At 73.7% G+C, this 16,356-nt stretch carries 14 protein-coding genes and 1 pseudogene; 13 read left to right on the plus strand and 2 right to left on the minus strand.

The window, feature by feature from the left end; genetic code table 11:
- The 13 genes and pseudogenes from ACZ4TO_RS24600 to ACZ4TO_RS24660 form a co-directional block, all read left to right on the plus strand.
- A pseudogene (locus tag ACZ4TO_RS24600) lies at positions 1 to 324 on the plus strand (spermidine synthase); the annotation flags it as partial.
- Positions 325 to 390: 66 nt separating this feature from the next.
- The gene (locus tag ACZ4TO_RS24605) at positions 391 to 1,773 is read left to right on the plus strand and encodes an SRPBCC family protein (protein WP_468025211.1); all 1,383 of its coding nucleotides are present in this window, start codon (positions 391 to 393) and stop codon (positions 1,771 to 1,773) included.
- Positions 1,774 to 1,868: 95 nt separating this feature from the next.
- Positions 1,869 to 2,663 carry an aldose epimerase family protein gene (locus ACZ4TO_RS24610; RefSeq protein WP_468025212.1) on the plus strand — a complete coding sequence of 265 codons (795 nt, stop codon included), beginning with the start codon at positions 1,869 to 1,871 and terminating at the stop codon, positions 2,661 to 2,663.
- 10 nt (positions 2,664 to 2,673) lie between these two features.
- On the plus strand, positions 2,674 to 3,222 hold the full coding sequence (gene pyrE / locus ACZ4TO_RS24615; protein WP_382783752.1) for an orotate phosphoribosyltransferase: 549 nt from the start codon (positions 2,674 to 2,676) through the stop codon (positions 3,220 to 3,222).
- Between the two features lie 186 nt (positions 3,223 to 3,408).
- A complete protein-coding gene (gene fbaA / locus ACZ4TO_RS24620) occupies positions 3,409 to 4,431 on the plus strand; it encodes a class II fructose-bisphosphate aldolase (RefSeq protein ID WP_361685384.1) in 1,023 nt (340 codons plus the stop codon).
- Between the two features lie 101 nt (positions 4,432 to 4,532).
- Entirely contained in the window at positions 4,533 to 6,113 is a 1,581-nt protein-coding gene (locus ACZ4TO_RS24625) for an MFS transporter (RefSeq protein ID WP_468025213.1), read from the plus strand.
- Positions 6,114 to 6,219: 106 nt separating this feature from the next.
- Positions 6,220 to 6,633 carry a DUF3151 domain-containing protein gene (locus ACZ4TO_RS24630; RefSeq protein WP_382783758.1) on the plus strand — a complete coding sequence of 138 codons (414 nt, stop codon included), beginning with the start codon at positions 6,220 to 6,222 and terminating at the stop codon, positions 6,631 to 6,633.
- 178 nt (positions 6,634 to 6,811) lie between these two features.
- Complete coding sequence (locus tag ACZ4TO_RS24635; RefSeq protein WP_382783762.1) at positions 6,812 to 7,657, plus strand: tryptophan 2,3-dioxygenase family protein; 846 nt, start codon at positions 6,812 to 6,814, stop codon at positions 7,655 to 7,657.
- Positions 7,650 to 8,852 carry a kynureninase gene (gene kynU, locus ACZ4TO_RS24640; RefSeq protein WP_382783765.1) on the plus strand — a complete coding sequence of 401 codons (1,203 nt, stop codon included), beginning with the start codon at positions 7,650 to 7,652 and terminating at the stop codon, positions 8,850 to 8,852. The genes ACZ4TO_RS24635 and kynU overlap by 8 nt, the downstream gene beginning before the upstream one ends.
- Before the next feature lie 320 nt (positions 8,853 to 9,172).
- Complete coding sequence (locus ACZ4TO_RS24645) at positions 9,173 to 10,162, plus strand: alpha/beta hydrolase family protein (protein ID WP_382783769.1); 990 nt, start codon at positions 9,173 to 9,175, stop codon at positions 10,160 to 10,162.
- A 114-nt stretch (positions 10,163 to 10,276) separates the two neighbouring features.
- The gene (locus tag ACZ4TO_RS24650) at positions 10,277 to 11,638 is read left to right on the plus strand and encodes a sensor histidine kinase (protein ID WP_468025214.1); all 1,362 of its coding nucleotides are present in this window, start codon (positions 10,277 to 10,279) and stop codon (positions 11,636 to 11,638) included.
- A complete protein-coding gene (locus tag ACZ4TO_RS24655) occupies positions 11,635 to 12,318 on the plus strand; it encodes a response regulator (RefSeq protein ID WP_468025215.1) in 684 nt (227 codons plus the stop codon). The genes ACZ4TO_RS24650 and ACZ4TO_RS24655 overlap by 4 nt, the downstream gene beginning before the upstream one ends.
- 68 nt (positions 12,319 to 12,386) lie before the next feature.
- Positions 12,387 to 13,607 (plus strand): cytochrome P450, encoded by a 1,221-nt coding sequence (locus tag ACZ4TO_RS24660; RefSeq protein ID WP_468025216.1) that lies wholly within the window; start codon positions 12,387 to 12,389, stop codon positions 13,605 to 13,607.
- Between the two features lie 127 nt (positions 13,608 to 13,734).
- Here ACZ4TO_RS24660 and ACZ4TO_RS24665 read toward each other — a convergent pair whose 3' ends face one another.
- Together ACZ4TO_RS24665 and ACZ4TO_RS24670 are read right to left on the minus strand one after the other, a co-directional pair.
- Positions 13,735 to 15,348: an ABC transporter permease gene (locus tag ACZ4TO_RS24665; RefSeq protein WP_468025217.1), complete on the minus strand. Its 1,614-nt coding sequence runs from the start codon at positions 15,346 to 15,348 to the stop codon at positions 13,735 to 13,737.
- Positions 15,345 to 16,337 (minus strand): ABC transporter ATP-binding protein, encoded by a 993-nt coding sequence (locus ACZ4TO_RS24670; RefSeq protein WP_382783785.1) that lies wholly within the window; start codon positions 16,335 to 16,337, stop codon positions 15,345 to 15,347. Before ACZ4TO_RS24670 ends, ACZ4TO_RS24665 begins: the two co-directional genes overlap by 4 nt.
- Positions 16,338 to 16,356 lie beyond the last annotated feature (19 nt).

The following is a 16,356-nucleotide window of genomic DNA, read 5'->3' on the forward strand; positions in this document are numbered from 1 at the left end:
AACTGCAACTGGCTTTTTTGGATGTCCGACGGGACGCCCCGGGGGGCGGCCCTTTCCACCAGGCCGCACCGGGTTGGCGCCCGGAACGAAGCCCCCACGCCCCGCCCCGCCCCCCGCGCCGACCGGGTCCCGGGGGCCGCGGGCGACTGGGGTTTCATCCTCGCCTCCCGGGCGCCCGCGCCCCTGCGGCTGGACTCCTCCTGCCCGCGGCTGCGCACCCTCACCCAGGCGGCCCTCACCGCGGACGCGCGCGCCGCCTCCCGCAGTCGCGGTCACCGTCCGCTCCCGCCGTCCACGCTGGTGCATCCGCGGTACCCCGACTGAGGGGGAGTCCGGGAATCCCGGGATACGCGGGTGCGGTCCGGTTCGTGCTGGGTAGGCTCGGCTGACATGGAGCATGAGGTGTTCGTTCCGTTTCCGGCCGGGCGGCTGCGCGAGCTGCTGGCCGATCCCGTCCGGGTCGCCCGCGCGATCCCGGGTCTCCAGCAGGACGCGTCGGCCGGTGCCGACGGCGCGGCCGACGCGGACGGCGGCTCGCCGTCCGTCCCCGGGGCCGGGCGGGCCGGCGCGGACGGGTCCTCGGGTGCCGGGGACGGGCGGGACGCGCGGGTCGCCGGGCGGCTGAAGGTCCGCGTCGCCGGTCACACGATCACCTATCGCGGAGCGTTCCGTGTCTCCGCCCGCGGCGACGGCTCGTACGCCGTCGAGGGCGACGCGACCGAGGTGCGCGGCGGCGGTGCGGTGAAGCTGGCGCTGATCCTGCGGCTTCTTCCCGCCGAAGGCGGCACCACCCTCGCGTTCGGGGGGACGGCCTCCGGCGACGGCCGCGTGGCGGAACTCCCGCACGACGCCGTGGCCTCGACGGGCACGCGCCTGCTGACCCGCTTCGCCGAAGCCGTGACATCGGACCTCGCGGCACAACCCGCCTCCGGCTCCGCCCCGGATTCCGGCTCCGCCCCCGCCTCCGCCCCCGACTCCGGCTCCGCCCCGGATTCCGGCTCCGCCCCCGCCTCCGGCTCCGCCCCGGATTCCGGCTCCGCCCCCGCCTCCGGTTCCGCCCCGGAGTCCGGCTCCGCCCCCGACTCCGGCTCCGGCTCCGCCCCCGACTCCGGGTTCGGCTCCGAGCCCGGCCCTGGGGCGGGAGCCGAGGCCGCGCCCGGGCCCACGCCGGCCCCCGAGGTCGGCCCCGATCCCGAGGCCGGAACGGCGCCCGCCGAAGAGCCCGTGCCCGAAGGCGAACCGGCGCCGGCCGCCGAAGGCGAACCGGCGCCCGCCGAATCCGGACCCGTGCCGGAATCCGGACCGGTGTCTGATGCCGGACCGGCGTCCGAAGCGGGACCGGCGTCCGATGCCGGACCGGGGTCCTTCCCCGACGCCGGGTCCGGAGCCGAGGTCGATTCCGAGTCCGGGTTCGACTCCGAGGGCGAGCCTGGATTCGAGGCCGACTCCGAGCCCGGATTCGAGGCCGACGTGGCCTCCTCCTCGCTCGGCCCCGTGGGCGAGGAGGACGAGTTCGACGGGGAGGACTTCGCGGCGGAGACCGCGGGACCGGGAAGGGCGGACGCGATGGCCGAGGCGGCGCACGCGCGGCGGACGATGATCGGGCGCAGCGCGGAGGAGGTCGACCACGCCCCGCCGCGCGGCCGCTACGCCCCCGTCCCCCCGCCGGAGGCCACCGCCGCACGCGCCACCCTGCGCTGGGCGGCCCCCGCGGCGGCGCTGGCGCTGGCCTCGGCGATCGCGCTCACCCGGGCCCTGCGCAAGCGCCGTTGAGCCGGTGACGACGGCGGCGGGAACCGTGCCGCGCTCCCGCCGGTGACGAGGGCGGGGGAACCATATGGTGCTCCCGCCCCAGTAGGGTCGGCTCCGTGAGTAACGAAGACATCACGCTGACCGCGGGTGACGCGGAGGTGACCGTGACGCCGGGCAACGGCGGACGGGTCGGGAGTCTGCGGGTCGGCGGCGTCGAACTGCTGCGGCAGGGCGCGAAGTTCGGGTGCTTCCCGATGGTCCCCTGGTGCGGACGGATCCGCGACGGCCGGTTCCTCGACGGCGCCACCGTCCGGCAGATGCCGCTCAACTCCCCGCCGCACGCCATCCACGGCACCGCCCGCGACGGCGCCTGGAAGAGGGCCCGCGTCACCGCGGACGAGGCCGTGATCACGTACGACCTGGTCGAGCCCTGGCCGCACCCCGCCCGCGTCACCCAGGCGTTCGCCCTCACCGGGGACAGCCTGGCGATCACCATGTCGGTGGAGACGTACGGGGAGTCGTTCCCGGCGCAGATCGGCTGGCATCCCTGGTTCAACAGGAACCTGGGGGACGGCGGCGACGACGTCCGGGTGGACTTCCAGCCGGCCTGGCAGGAGGAGCGGGGCGACGACCACCTGCCCACCGGCCGCCGCGTCGACCCGGCGCCCGGCCCCTGGGACGACTGCTTCGGCATGCCGGAGGGCGTCGACGTCACCCTTACCTGGCCGGAGCGGCTGGAGCTGAAGGTCGCGAGCCGTGAGCAGTGGGTCGTCGTCTACGACGAGCAGGAGGCCGCCGTGTGCGTGGAGCCGCAGACGGGTCCGCCGAACGGGCTCAACACCCACCCCCGGCTGGTCACACCCATCGAGCCCCTCGAAGCCACCACGACCTGGAGCTGGCGGCGCCTCTAAGCTGGCCCCCATGAGTGACGTACGCGGCGAGCTGCTGCAGCAGATCAAGGACAAGGCCGTGGTGCACGGCAAGGTGACCCTCTCCTCGGGTCTTGAGGCCGACTACTACGTGGACCTGCGCCGGATCACGCTGGACGGCGAGGCCGCCCCGCTCGTCGGGCAGGTCCTCCTCGACCTCACCGAAGGCCTGGACTTCGACGCGGTCGGCGGGCTGACGATGGGCGCCGACCCGGTCGCCGGCGCGATGCTGCACGCCGCCGCCGCCCAGGGCCGCAGGCTGGACGCGTTCGTCGTCCGCAAGGCCGCCAAGGCGCACGGTCTGCAGCGCCGTGTCGAGGGTCCCGAGATCAAGGGCCGCCGCGTCCTCGTGGTCGAGGACACCTCGACGACCGGCGGCTCCCCGCTGGAGGCCGTCCAGGCCGTCCGCGAGGCCGGGGCCGAGGTCGTCGGCGTCGCCACGATCGTCGACCGTGCCACCGGCGCGGCCGAGAAGATCGAGGCCGGCGCCGGTGTTCCGTACCTCTTCGCCTACGCCAAGGGCGAGTTGGGACTCGACTGACGACGCTCTCACGGGACCCGGCCGAACGCCGGGTCCCGCATGTCGGACGGGGTGTCCTATCTCACCGGCGGCGTCTGGAAAGATGGGGCCGACGATGACGTCGCCCCCCTAGGTCAGGGCCATAAGCACCAGTCCCGTCGTACCGCAGCAGCAGTACGCAGACCCGCACATACAAGGAGCGGACAGATGCCCATCGCAACCCCCGAGGTCTACAACGAGATGCTCGACCGGGCGAAGGCAGGCAAGTTCGCCTACCCGGCCATCAACGTGACCTCGTCCCAGACCCTGCACGCTGCGCTGCGCGGCTTCGCGGAGGCCGAGAGCGACGGCATCATCCAGATCTCCACCGGTGGTGCGGAGTTCCTGGGCGGTCAGCACAACAAGGACATGGTGACCGGCGCCGTCGCGCTCGCCGAGTTCGCGCACATCGTCGCCGCGAAGTACGACATCACGGTCGCGCTGCACACGGACCACTGCCCCAAGGACAAGCTGGACGGCTACGTACGTCCGCTGCTCGACATCTCCGCCGCGCGCGTCGCCAAGGGCGAGAACCCGCTGTTCCAGTCCCACATGTGGGACGGCTCCGCCGAGACCCTCGCCGACAACCTGGCCATCGGCCAGGAGCTGCTCGCCAAGGCCGTCGCCGCGAAGATCATCCTCGAGGTCGAGATCACCCCGACCGGTGGCGAGGAGGACGGCGTCAGCCACGAGATCAACGACGAGCTGTACACGACCGTCGAGGACGCGCTGCGCACCGCCGAGGCCCTCGGCCTGGGCGACAAGGGCCGCTACCTGCTCGCCGCCTCGTTCGGCAACGTGCACGGTGTGTACAAGCCGGGCAACGTCGTCCTGCGCCCCGAGCTCCTCAAGGACCTCCAGGAGGGTGTCGCCGCCAAGTACGGCAAGGCGAGCCCGTTCGACTTCGTCTTCCACGGCGGCTCCGGCTCCACCGCCGAGGAGATCGCCACCGCGCTGGAGAACGGCGTCGTGAAGATGAACCTCGACACCGACACCCAGTACGCCTTCACCCGTCCGGTCGTGGACCACATGTTCCGCAACTACGACGGTGTCCTGAAGGTCGACGGCGAGGTCGGCACCAAGTCGAAGTACGACCCGCGCACCTGGGGCAAGCTCGCCGAGGCCGGCATGGCCCAGCGTGTGACCGAGGCCTGCGCCGCCCTGCGTTCCACGGGCACCCGCCTCAAGTAGTCGACCGGGGACCGTCCGCCGGCTACGGCCGCCTGTCGATCGTCCCCCCGGAAGGGCCCGGCACCTGCCATGGTGCCGGGCCCTTCCGTATGCTCCGAGGTATGGCTGTGCCTGCGCGCGACGCATCGGACGGCAGACCCGCGGCGAGTGGACCCGCGGTACGGATCGCCTCCCCGACGGGGAAGTGGATCCTGCTGACCACCGTCCTCGGCTCCAGCATGGCCCTGCTGGACTCGACCGTCGTCAACGTGGCCCTGCCGACCATCGGCCGTGACCTGGACGCGAGCCTCGCCGCCCTCCAGTGGACCGTGAACGGCTACATGCTCTCGCTGGCCGGGCTGATCCTGCTGGGCGGCTCGCTCGGGGACCGGTTCGGGCGCCGGAGGATCTTCGTCCTCGGCGTGGTGTGGTTCGCCGCCGCCTCACTGCTGTGCGGGCTCGCGCCGAACGTGGGCGTGCTGATCGCGGCCCGCGTCCTCCAGGGCGTCGGCGGGGCGCTGCTCACCCCCGGTTCGCTGGCGATCATCCAGGCCTCCTTCCATCCGGACGACCGGTCCCGCGCCATCGGCCTGTGGTCGGGCTTCGGGGGAGTCGGGGCCGCCGTCGGGCCGTTCCTGGGCGGCTGGCTGGTGGACGGGCCGGGCTGGCGCTGGGTGTTCCTGCTGAACATTCCCGTCGCGCTGGTGTGCGCCCCGGTCGCCCTGCGCCACGTGCCCGAATCCACCGGGTCGACCGCCCGCCCGGACGGGGCCGGGAGCGGGGGAGGTGCCGCCCACCGAGGCTTCGACGTCCTCGGCGCCGTCCTCGGCGCGCTCTCGCTCGCCCTGGTGACGTACGCCCTGATCGAGGCCCCGAGCGGTTCCGTGCTGGTGCCGGTCGCCGCGGTCGCGGGCGTGGCGGCGGGGGTGGCCTTCGTGTACGTCGAGCGGCGGCGGCCCGATCCGATGATGCCGCTCGACATCTTCGCCTCGCGCCAGTTCACGGCCGTCAACCTGGTGACCCTGTGCGTCTACGCGGCCTTCGGCGGGTTCTTCTTCCTGACCGCGCTCCAGCTCCAGGTCGTGGCCGGCTACTCGGCGCTCCAGGCCGGCACGGCACTCCTGCCGACCACGGCCCTGATGCTGCTCTTCTCCGCCCGCTCCGGCGAACTCTCCCAGCGCATCGGACCGCGCATCCCGCTGACGGTCGGGCCGCTGCTGTGCGCGGCGGGCATGCTGCTGATGCTGCGTGTCGGCGAGGACGCGTCGTACGTGGCCGACGTGCTGCCCGCGCTGCTGGTGATGGGCCTGGGCATGGTGACCCTGGTGGCGCCGCTGACCGCGACCGTCCTGGCCTCGGTGGACACCGGGCGGGCGGGCCTGGCCAGCGGGATCAACAACGCGGCCGCCCGCGCGGCCGGGCTCGTCGCCGTGGCCGCGCTGCCGCTGCTCACCGGGATGGGACCGGAGGCGTACCGCTCGGCGGACGCCTTCGACGCGGCGTTCCGCCGGGCGATGCCGCTGTGCGCGGGCGTGCTGGTGGTCGGCGCGGTGCTGGCCTTCACGACGGTGCGCCGCCCGCCGCCGGGCTGTCTGCGCCCCGAGTGCCGCAGGCACGGTTCCCTGACGGCACCCCCGCTGGAGCCGGAGCGCTCCCGGGGCGTCCTCGGGGGCGACCCACCCGGCTCCGACCGCGTGGCGTGAACACGTCCGGCCGGCGCCCGTCCGGGGCCCGCGTCCGGAGCGGATCGTTCCCCCGCCGCCGTGGGCGACCGTCGACGATCACGGAGAATGCAGCAGACTGGAACCCATGACGATTCACGAGAACCTCCTCGGGGGACCGCCCCCGACCCGTCTGCCCGACGACCCGGAGCCGCGCGAGCTCCTCGCGAACGGCACGGCCCCCACCGACGTCGCCGCGAAGTACCCCACCTCCTCGCTCGCCTGGGCGCAGCTCGCCGACGACGCGTTCGAGCGGGGCGGCGTCGTCGAGTCGTACGCCTACGCCCGTACCGGCTACCACCGCGGCCTGGACGCGCTGCGCCGCAACGGCTGGAAGGGCCACGGCCCGGTGCCCTGGGAGCACGAGCCGAACCGCGGCTTCCTGCGCGCCCTGCACGCCCTCGCCCGCGCCGCGCAGGCGATCGGCGAGCAGGAGGAGTACGAGCGCTGCAGCCAGTTCCTGAAGGACTCCTCGCCGACGGCGGCCCAGACCCTCGGCTAGGCCGGAATCCCGCCGGTGGCCCCGTCCGCGGGGCCCCCGGCGCGGGTCCGCCCGGTGTGACCGGGCGGACCTTGCGGTTTCGGGGGACGATTGTGGAGGATGCCCGGTGGGGACCGGGGCCCCCGTGTCGGTAACGGCAGGGGCGGACCGCTACCCGGAGCACAATCAGGAGACAGCGATGTCCCACCAGGCTCAGCCCACGCAGGCTCAGGAGCCCGAGACCCCGCATCTCGACTTCCAGGGCACGACGCCGTACGAGGACTACGTACAGGCGGACGTGCTCACCCACCTCCAGCACACCCTCTCCGACGACCCCGGAGAGATGGTCTTCCTGGTGACGACCCAGGTCATGGAGCTGTGGTTCACGGTCATCGTCCACGAGTGGGAGACGGCGGCCAAGGCGCTGCGCGCGGACGACGTCCCCGTCGCGGTGGCCGCGCTGAAGCGGTCCGTGCGGGAGCTGGAGGCGCTCAACGCGTCCTGGCGGCCGCTCGGACAGCTCACGCCCGCGCAGTTCAACTCCTACCGCTCGGCCCTCGGCGAGGGGTCCGGCTTCCAGTCGGCGATGTACCGGCGCATGGAGTTCCTGCTCGGCGAGAAGTCCGCTTCGATGCTCGTCCCGCACCGGGGCGCGCCGCGGGTGTACGCCGAGCTGGAGAAGGCGCTGCACGAGCCGAGCCTGTACGACGAGGTGCTGCGGCTCCTCGCGCGGCGCGGCCACGCGATCCCGGCCTCGGTGCTGGAGCGTGACGTGTCGCTCCGCTACGAGCCCGTGCCCGAGGTGCAGGCCGTGTGGACGGCCCTGTACGCCGGTGACGACAGCGACGAGCTCGCCCGCCTGGGCGAGGCGCTGACCGATGTCGCCGAGCTGGTGTGGCGCTGGCGCAACGACCACCTCGTCGCGACCCGGCGGGCGATGGGCTCGAAGACCGGCACCGGCGGCTCCGCCGGAGTGGCCTGGCTGGAGAAGCGCGCGCAGAAGAACGTGTTCCCCGAGCTGTGGACGGCGAGGTCCTATGTCTGAGCGAGCCCATCTGTCCGCGCTCGCCGCGCGGGCGGCCGAGCTGGACGCGGCCGACGAACTCGCCGGACTGCGCAAGCGGTTCGTGCTCGACGACGTGGTGTACCTGGACGGGAACTCGCTCGGCGCGCTGCCGGCCGAGGTGCCCGGCCGGGTCGAGGACGTCGTGCGCAGGCAGTGGGGCGAACTGCGCATCCGCTCCTGGGAGGAGAGCGGCTGGTGGACCGCGCCGGAGCGGATCGGTGACCGCATCGCCCCGCTGGTCGGCGCGGCGCCGGGCCAGATCGTGGTCGGCGACTCGACCAGCGTGAACGTCTTCAAGGCCCTGGTGGGCGCCGTACGGCTGGCGGGCGAGGGGCGCGACGAGATCCTCGTCGACGCGACGACGTTCCCGACCGACGGGTACATCGCGGCGTCGGCGGCCCGGATGACGGGCTGTGAGCTGCGCCCGGTCGACCCGGACGAGGTGCCCTCGGCGCTCGGCCCGCGCACGGCGGCCGTGCTCCTCAACCACGTCGACTACCGCACCGGCCGGTGCTACGACCTGCCCTCCCTCACCGCCGCGATCCACGCGGCGGGCGCGCTCGCCGTCTGGGACCTGTGCCACACCGCGGGTGCCCTGCCGGTCGGTCTCGACGAGCACGGGGTGGACCTCGCGGTCGGCTGCACCTACAAGTACCTGAACGGCGGCCCCGGTTCGCCCGCGTACCTGTACGTGCGCGCGGACCTCCAGGACCGGTTCGACTCCCCGCTGCCGGGCTGGAACTCGCACGCCGAGCCCTTCGCGATGAGTTCGTCCTACGAGCCCGCGCCGGGCGCGCTGCGCGGGCGGGTCGGCACGCCGGACATCCTCTCGATGCTGGCCCTGGAAGCGGCGCTGGAGGTGTGGGACGGGGTCTCGATCGACAGCGTCCGCGCCAAGTCGCTCGCCCTGACCGACTTCTTCCTGGAGTGCGTCGCGGCGTACGTCCCCGAGGGCCGGGTCGAGTCGGTGACCCCCGCCGCGCACGCGGAACGGGGCAGCCAGGTGGCCCTGCGCTGCGCGGACGCGGGCGCGGTGATGAAGCGGCTGATCGACAACGGAGTGGTCGGCGACTTCCGCCACCCGGACATCCTCCGCTTCGGCTTCACCCCCCTGTACGTCGGCTTCACGGACGCGGAACGAGCGGCGAGGATCCTGGCGGAGACGTTGGGCTGAATCGGCCGCGAGGCCCGGCCGCCGGGCAGATTTCAGCCCCGTGGCGAGAATTTCAGCCCCTCCGGCGTTCGAGGAGCGGGGTCCGGGGCGGAGCCCCGGGTACGGGACGGGCAGGGGCGGAGGGGGTGAAATCCCCTCCGCCCCTGCCCGTACGCCGGGCGACTGCCCACCCGGGACAGGGCGAACAGGAGAACCGTTCCCCCGATGACCGAGAGTGACAGCCCGCTGTCGACCCACGTCACCGGCCTGATACCGTCCCCGCGAACGGCCGAATTGTTCCCCCGCCCGCCAAATCCGTTTCACCGCTGAGAGGTTGGAGCATGCAGGACGACGCCGCACCCCGGGACGGCGACGACGCCGCGATCGCGCGCGACGCCGCCGAAGAGGCGTCGGCCTTCTCGCACCCGCCGGTGGACCCGGACGTCACCCTGGCGTACGGCGACCACCCCGACCAGGTGATCGACTTCTACGCCCCCCGCGACCCCGACCCGGAGGTCCTCACCCCTGTCGTGGTCGTGCTGCATGGCGGCGCCTGGCGTGCCCCGTACGACCGCCGCCACATCACCCCGTTCGCCGACTTCCTGACGCGCCGCGGATTCGCCGTGGCGAACGTCGAGTACCGCCGGGGAGAGGCGCCCTCACCCGCCGGTGCCGGGCCCGCGATCCCCGCGCAGAGCGGCCCCGCCGACCCCGGACGGGACGACGCCGGCTCCTCCGGGACGGATGACACCGCGGCCGGCGCCCCGGTCGCCGGCCGCTGGCCCGACACCTTCGACGACGTGGCGGCCGCGCTCGACGCGCTGCCCGCCCTCGTCCGCGCGGCGCTTCCCCAGGCCGACGCCCGGCGCATCGTGATCACCGGTCACTCGGCGGGCGGTCACCTGGCCCTGTGGGCCGCGGCCCGCCACCTCCTGCCCGCCGACGCGCCCTGGCACACCGACCGCCCCGCACCGCTGCGCGGCGTCGTCGCCCTCGCCCCGATCGCCGACTTCGAGGTCGCGGAGAAACTCGACGTGTGCGGCGGGGCCTCCCGCCAACTCCTCGGAGGACAGGCCACGTTCGCGGAACGCCTGCCCTACGCCGACCCCGTGCGCCTGCTCCCCACCGGCATCGCCACCACGCTCGTCCAGGGCCGCACCGACATCGTCGTCCCGCAGGCGGTCGCCGAGTCGTACGCGGACGCGGCGGCCAAGGCCGGCGAGGTGGTGGGGCTGACGCTGCTGGAGGACGTCGGCCACTTCCCCCTGATCGACCCGGCCGCCGACGCCTGCGCCGTGGTGGCCGAGGAGATCGCGCAACTGGCCTGGTAGCGCGCTCAGGAGCGGGGATGACGGACGGGGCCGCCCGTAGTACCTGAGACGGACCCGGAAGGACCCTCCTCGCAGGTGACGACCGCGGCCCCCGTCCGGCCTACCGTTCTGAACGTGACCGAGACGACCCACACGCAGACGACGTCCCCGCCCCCCGGCGGCGCCGGGGGCAGGCAGCACAGCCCGGAGTACCGCCTCGCGGCGGACGCCCTGCGCGGCCTGCGGCAGGACATGTTCCACGACGCCTTCGCCTACCGCCCGCTGCCCCGCATGCGCACCGACGGCCCCATCACCCGTCGCCTGTCTCCGGGCCTGCGCAGGTACGCCGCCTGGACCCCGCACGCGGTGGTGGCCGCGGCGGGACTGCTGGCCATGGCCGCGGGGTCCACCGCCGCCGGCGGCCCCGGCGGCGGACCGTTCGCGTCCCTGCTGTGCGGGCTCCTCGCCCTGCTCCCGGTCCTGGCGACGCTCGTCCGTCCGATCGGCGCCTTCTGGCTCTCGCTCGCCGCGGTCCCGGTCGTCTCCGTGTTCGACGGCTCGTGGGGCGACTGGCCGTGGGCGCCCGGCAGCTTCATGGCCCACGTCACCGTGCTGACGGTCGTCGCCCTGCGGTCGCGTCCTCGCGTCGCGGTCTGGATGTGGCTGCTGACCGCCGCGTACAGCCTGGCGGCCGAGACCTTCTTCGGCGGGGGCTACTACAGCGCGAACTCCTTCCCGCTCCTGTTCGTCTCCGCGCTGATCCTCCTGATCGTCACGGTCAGGAACATCCGCAGGGAGGCCGCGCAGGAGGTCACGGCGCACCAGTCGGAGACGGCACACGAGCGTTCCCGGCGCACGCTGCTCGAGGAGCGCACGACGATCGCCCGCGAGCTGCACGACGTGGTGGCCCACCACATGTCGGTGGTCGCCATCCAGGCGGAGGCGGCGCCCTACCGGGTGGAGAACCCGCCCCCGGAGCTGGAGCAGGCGTTCGTCACGATCCGGGAGAACGCGGTGGCGGCGCTGACCGAGCTGCGCCGGGTCCTGGGCGTGGTCAGGGCCGAGGACTACGAGGCGCCGGACGCGCCGCAGCCCACCCTCGCCGACCTGGACGGGCTCCTGGCCAATGTGCGGGAGGCGGGTCTGACGGTGGAGAAGGCGGTCACCGGCGCGGTGCGCGAACTTCCCCAGGGCGTCGAGCTGTCGGCGTACCGGATCGTCCAGGAGGCCCTCAGCAACACCCTGCGGCACGCGCCGGGCGCCTCCGCCCGTGTCGAGATCGGCTACGTGCTCGGCGGGCTCGGCCTGCGCATAGTCAACGGCCCCGCGCCGGTGACCACCCTGGAGAAGTCCACGCACGGCGCGGGGCACGGCATCACGGGCATGCGCGAGCGGGTCACGATGCTGGACGGCGAGATGACGACGGGCGTCACGGACGACGGAGGGTACGAGGTGGCGGTGTTCCTGCCGGTGCCGTCGGGGGAGCAGAACGGATGACGGACGGTACGGGTCGGGCGATCCGCGTGCTGATCGCCGACGACCAGATGATGGTCCGCGAGGGCTTCTCCGTGCTGCTGGGCGCGATGCCGGACATCGAGGTGGTCGGCGAGGCGGTCAACGGCCGGGAGGCGGTCGAGCGGGTCCGCGAACTGCGGCCGGACGTCGTGCTGATGGACATCCGCATGCCGGAGATGAACGGCATCGACGCGACCCGGGAGATCGTCGCCGCGGACGGCGCCGCGAAGGTGCTGGTCCTGACGACGTTCGACCTCGACGAGTACGTGTACCAGGCGCTGCGCGCGGGGGCCTCCGGCTTCCTGCTCAAGGACGCCTCGGCCCGCCAGCTCGCCGACGGGGTGAGGGTGGTGTCGGCCGGGGAGGCGCTGCTCGCCCCCTCGGTCACCCGGCGGCTGATCACGGAGTTCTCCAAGCTCGCGGAGGAGCCGAGGCCGCCGGCGACGGCGCACGGCTCGTACGGGGATCTGACCGACCGGGAGACGGAGGTGCTGGTCCTGATCGCGCAGGGGCTCTCGAACGCGGAGATCGCCGAGCGGCTCGTCGTCGCGGAGTCGACGATCAAGACCCATGTGAGCCGCATCCTGGTGAAGCTGGGGCTGCGGGACCGCACGCAGGCGGCGGTGTTCGCGTACGAGGCGCGGCTGGTCACCCCCAGATGACGGCGTCCGGCGCCCGCGGTCCGGGTCGGCCCTGGTCAGCGGGGGGTGGGCCGGGCTAGCGTCCGTTCATGGCAGCTTTGGAGAGTACGCGGGCCTTCGACCCCTGGGATCCGGCGTTCGTGGCGGACCCGTACCCGGCGTACGAGGAACTGCGCGCGCGGGGCCGGGTGCACTACTACGAGCCGACGAACCAGTGGCTGGTGCCGCACCACGCGGACGTGTCGGCACTGCTGCGGGACCGCCGGCTGGGCCGGACCTATCAGCACCGCTTCACGCACGAGGACTTCGGGCGGACGGCGCCGCCGCCGGAGCACGAGCCGTTCCACGTGCTCAACGACCACGGGATGCTCGACCTGGAGCCGCCGGACCACACGCGGATCCGGCGGCTGGTGTCGAAGGCGTTCACGCCCCGCACGGTCGAGCGGCTGAAGCCGTACGTGGAGGGGCTGGCGGGCGAGCTGGTCGACCGGCTGGTGGAGGCCGGCGGCGGGGACCTGCTGGCCGACGTGGCCGAGCCGCTGCCGGTGTCGGTGATCGCCGAGATGCTGGGGGTCCCGGAGTCCGAACGGGCGCCGCTGCGGCCCTGGTCGGCGGACATCTGCGGGATGTACGAGCTGAATCCGTCGGAGGAGACGGCGCGCAGGGCGGTACGGGCGTCGGTCGAGTTCACCGAGTATCTGCGCGGGCTGATCGAGGCCCGCCGCAAGGAGCCCGGCGACGATCTGATCTCGGGGCTCATCGCGGCCCACGACGAGGGCGACCGGCTCACCGAGCAGGAGATGATCTCGACCTGCGTGCTGCTGCTGAACGCGGGGCACGAGGCGACGGTCAACGCCACCGTGACCGGCTGGTGGACCCTGTTCCGGCATCCGGAGCAGCTCGCGGGGCTGCGGGCGGACCACGGCCTGATCCCCACGGCGGTGGAGGAGCTGATGCGGTACGACACCCCGCTCCAGTTGTTCGAGCGCTGGGTGCTGGACGACGTCGAGATCGACGGGACGACGGTGCCGCGGGGTGCGGAGATCGCGATGCTCTTCGGTTCCGCGAACCGAGACGGCGCGGTGTTCGAGAACCCGCAGACGCTGGATCTGACCCGGGCGGAGAACCCGCACATCTCCTTCAGCGCGGGCATCCACTACTGCATCGGCGCCCCGCTGGCCCGCATCGAGCTGGCCGCGTCCATGGGCGCGCTCCTGACGAAGGCGCCCGGTCTCCGGCTAGCCGGGGAGCCGGTCCGCAAGCCGGGCCTCGTGATCCGCGGACTGGAGAGCCTGCCGGTGGAGGTCTGACCTCCGTCGCCGCCGCGCCCCGCGACGTGACCGCTCGCCGTACCGCCCGGCGGGCGCGACCGCTCGACGTTCCCTCCGGGCGGCGCGCCCCCTCGTTCCGTCGCGTCGGGTCGCGCCGCCGGGCGCCTCAGGTGGCCAGGTCGCGGCGGCGCAGGCAGGCCAGGCCCGCCGCCGTGAGGGCCGCCGCGATCGCGGTGAGAACGAGGACCGGTGTCCAGGCCATCGTGCCGCCCGGCAGCTTCGGCAGGTGGCCGAAGGGCGAGAGGTCCATGACGGCCTGCGGGATCTTCAGGGCGGGGCCGATCCAGCCGAGCACGAGGGCGAGGCCCGCCACGGCCCAGGCGCCGGGGGCGACCCGGGGCGAGACGCCGTACAGCAGGACGGCGAGGCCGCCCAGGGTCCAGATCGCCGGGACCTGGACCAGACAGGCGCCGAGGATCGCGCCGGTCTCGGCGCCGTAGCCGAGGGCCAGACCGAGTCCGCCGAGCAGCATGACGAGGACCGCGCCGCCGAAGGCGAGGACCAGGTGCCCGCCGGCCCAGCGCAGCCGTCCGACGGCGGCGGCGAGCAGCGGTTCGGCGCGCTGGGAGGTCTCCTCGCCGTGCAGCCGCAGCACCGAGGCGACGATGTAGAGGGCGGCGACCATGCCCAGCATGTTCACCATGGCGGCGAGGAACGCGTCGGTGATCCCGGCCTGCCCGCCCATCCGCTCGATGATCTCGCGGGTCTTGGCGTTGCCGCCGACCAGGTCCGCGGCCCCCTTCGTGATGCCGCCGAACGCGGCGCCCGCCGCGAGGAAGCCGAGGCTCCAGCCGAGCACGGCGCCGCGCTGCAACCGCCAGGCCAGCGCCCCGGCCGTGCCGAGACGGCCGGTCGCCGGGCCCGGTCGGGTGGGCAGGAAGCTCATGCCCAGGTCGCGCCGCCCGGCGAGGGCGTAGGCCGCGGCGCCCTGCGCGGCGACGGCGGCGGTGAACAGCGCCAGGACCCACCACCGTTCGTCCGCGAAGGCGCGGACGTTCTCCAGCCAGCCCAGCGGTGAGATCCAGGTCAGTGCCGACGAGCCGTCGTCGCTCGCGGAGTCGCCCGCCGCCCTGAGGACGAAGGCGGCGCCGATCAGCCCGCCCGTCAGTCCCTTGGCGAGCCGCCCGCTCTGCGTGAGCTGGGCGACGATCGCGGCCATGGTCGCGAAGACCATCCCGGTCGCGCCGATCGCGAGCCCCAGCGCCAGGGCCCCGGCGGCGCCCTGTCCGGCGAGGCCGACCGTGACGAGGAGGGCGAGGACCCCGTCGGCGGCGAGCGCCGCGAGCAGGGCGGCGGTCAGCGGGGCCCGGCGCCCGACCATCGCGGCGGAGACGAGTTCCTGGCGCCCGCTCTCCTCCTCGTCCCGGGTGTGCCGGACGACGATGATCAGGTTCATGACGGCGGCGAGGATTCCGGCGTAGACGCCGATGCGCCAGGCGGTGAGGCCGCCGAGCGAGTCGCCGAACACCGGGCCGTAGGTGGCGCGCAGGGAGTTGTCGGCGAGCATCTGCCGTGCCAGGCCCGCGCGTTCGGCCGGGGTGCTGTAGACGCTCTTCAGCGAGGCCGGCAGGGACAGCACCATCAGCGCGGTCACGCCGATCCACAGCGGCATCGTCACGCGGTCGCGGCGCAGCGCGAAGCGCAGCAGGGTCCCGGTGCCGGCCAGGGGGCGGGAGCCGCCGACGCGTGCGGCGAAGGTGCCCGCGGTCGTGGCGGTCATCGGGCCACCGCGCCTTCGGATCCGTCCGGCCGCACGTCGTCCTGGTAGTGCCGCAGGAACAGCTCCTCCAGGGTCGGCGGGGTCGAGGTCAGGGACCGGACGCCGGAGTCGGCCAGTGAGCGCAGGACGGCGTCCAGCCGGTCGCCGTCCGCCTGGAACCGGACCCGGTGGCCGGATCCGTCGGGCCTGACCCCGGCGTCCTGGACGTCGAGTTCGTGGACTCCGGGCAGGTCCGCCAGTCCGTTCGGCGGGCCGGCGAGTTCGGCGGTGACGCTGGTACGGGTGAGGTGGCGCAGGTCGGTGAGGGAGCCGCTCTCCACGGTCCGGCCCGCGCGGATGATGCTGACGCGGTCGCAGAGTTCCTCGACCTCGCTCAGGATGTGCGAGGACAGCAGGATCGTGCGGCCGCGGTCGCGTTCCTCCCGGACGCACTTCTGGAAGACCTCTTCCATCAGCGGGTCCAGGCCCGAGGTCGGCTCGTCCAGGATGAGCACGTCGACGTCCGAGGCGAAGGCGGCGACGAGGGCGACCTTCTGACGGTTGCCCTTCGAGTAGGTGCGCCCCTTCTTGGTGGGGTCGAGTTCGAAGCGCTCGATCAGTTCGGCGCGCCGTGCCGGGTCGAGGCCGCCGCTGCGTCCGCCGCCCGGTCCGCCGCGCCGGGAACGGCCCCCGCCGTGCAGCCGCCCGTAGAGGTCGATGACCTCGCCGCCCGAGAGGTTGCGCCACAGGGTGACGTCGCCGGGGACGTAGGCGACCCGGCGGTGCAGTTCGACCGCGTCCGCCCAGGGGTCCATGTCCAGCATGCGCGCCGTCCCGGAGTCGGCGCGCAGCAGGCCGAGCAGGACCCGGATGGTGGTGGACTTCCCGGAGCCGTTGGGGCCGAGGAAGCCGTGCACCTCACCGGCCTCGACCTCCAGGTCCAGGCCGTCCAGCGCGTGCGTCTTCCCGAACGACTTGTGCAGTCCGGCGACGCTGATTGCCTTCGTCATGGCCCGAACGTACGCTTCC

The organism is Streptomyces sp. NPDC028298 (assembly GCF_055565895.1).

Excerpts from the sequence above, each read along its gene's own strand:
- ACZ4TO_RS24605 (WP_468025211.1), top strand. The coding sequence starts at position 391 with ATGGAGCATGAGGTGTTCGTTCCGTTTCCGGCCGGGCGGCTGCGCGAG.
- pyrE (WP_382783752.1), top strand. The coding sequence starts at position 2,674 with ATGAGTGACGTACGCGGCGAGCTGCTGCAGCAGATCAAGGACAAGGCC.
- fbaA (WP_361685384.1), top strand. The coding sequence starts at position 3,409 with ATGCCCATCGCAACCCCCGAGGTCTACAACGAGATGCTCGACCGGGCG.
- ACZ4TO_RS24625 (WP_468025213.1), top strand. The coding sequence starts at position 4,533 with ATGGCTGTGCCTGCGCGCGACGCATCGGACGGCAGACCCGCGGCGAGT.
- ACZ4TO_RS24630 (WP_382783758.1), top strand. The coding sequence starts at position 6,220 with ATGACGATTCACGAGAACCTCCTCGGGGGACCGCCCCCGACCCGTCTG.
- ACZ4TO_RS24635 (WP_382783762.1), top strand. The coding sequence starts at position 6,812 with ATGTCCCACCAGGCTCAGCCCACGCAGGCTCAGGAGCCCGAGACCCCG.
- kynU (WP_382783765.1), top strand. The coding sequence starts at position 7,650 with ATGTCTGAGCGAGCCCATCTGTCCGCGCTCGCCGCGCGGGCGGCCGAG.
- ACZ4TO_RS24645 (WP_382783769.1), top strand. The coding sequence starts at position 9,173 with ATGCAGGACGACGCCGCACCCCGGGACGGCGACGACGCCGCGATCGCG.
- ACZ4TO_RS24655 (WP_468025215.1), top strand. The coding sequence starts at position 11,635 with ATGACGGACGGTACGGGTCGGGCGATCCGCGTGCTGATCGCCGACGAC.
- ACZ4TO_RS24660 (WP_468025216.1), top strand. The coding sequence starts at position 12,387 with ATGGCAGCTTTGGAGAGTACGCGGGCCTTCGACCCCTGGGATCCGGCG.
- ACZ4TO_RS24665 (WP_468025217.1), bottom strand. The coding sequence starts at position 15,348 with ATGACCGCCACGACCGCGGGCACCTTCGCCGCACGCGTCGGCGGCTCC.
- ACZ4TO_RS24670 (WP_382783785.1), bottom strand. The coding sequence starts at position 16,337 with ATGACGAAGGCAATCAGCGTCGCCGGACTGCACAAGTCGTTCGGGAAG.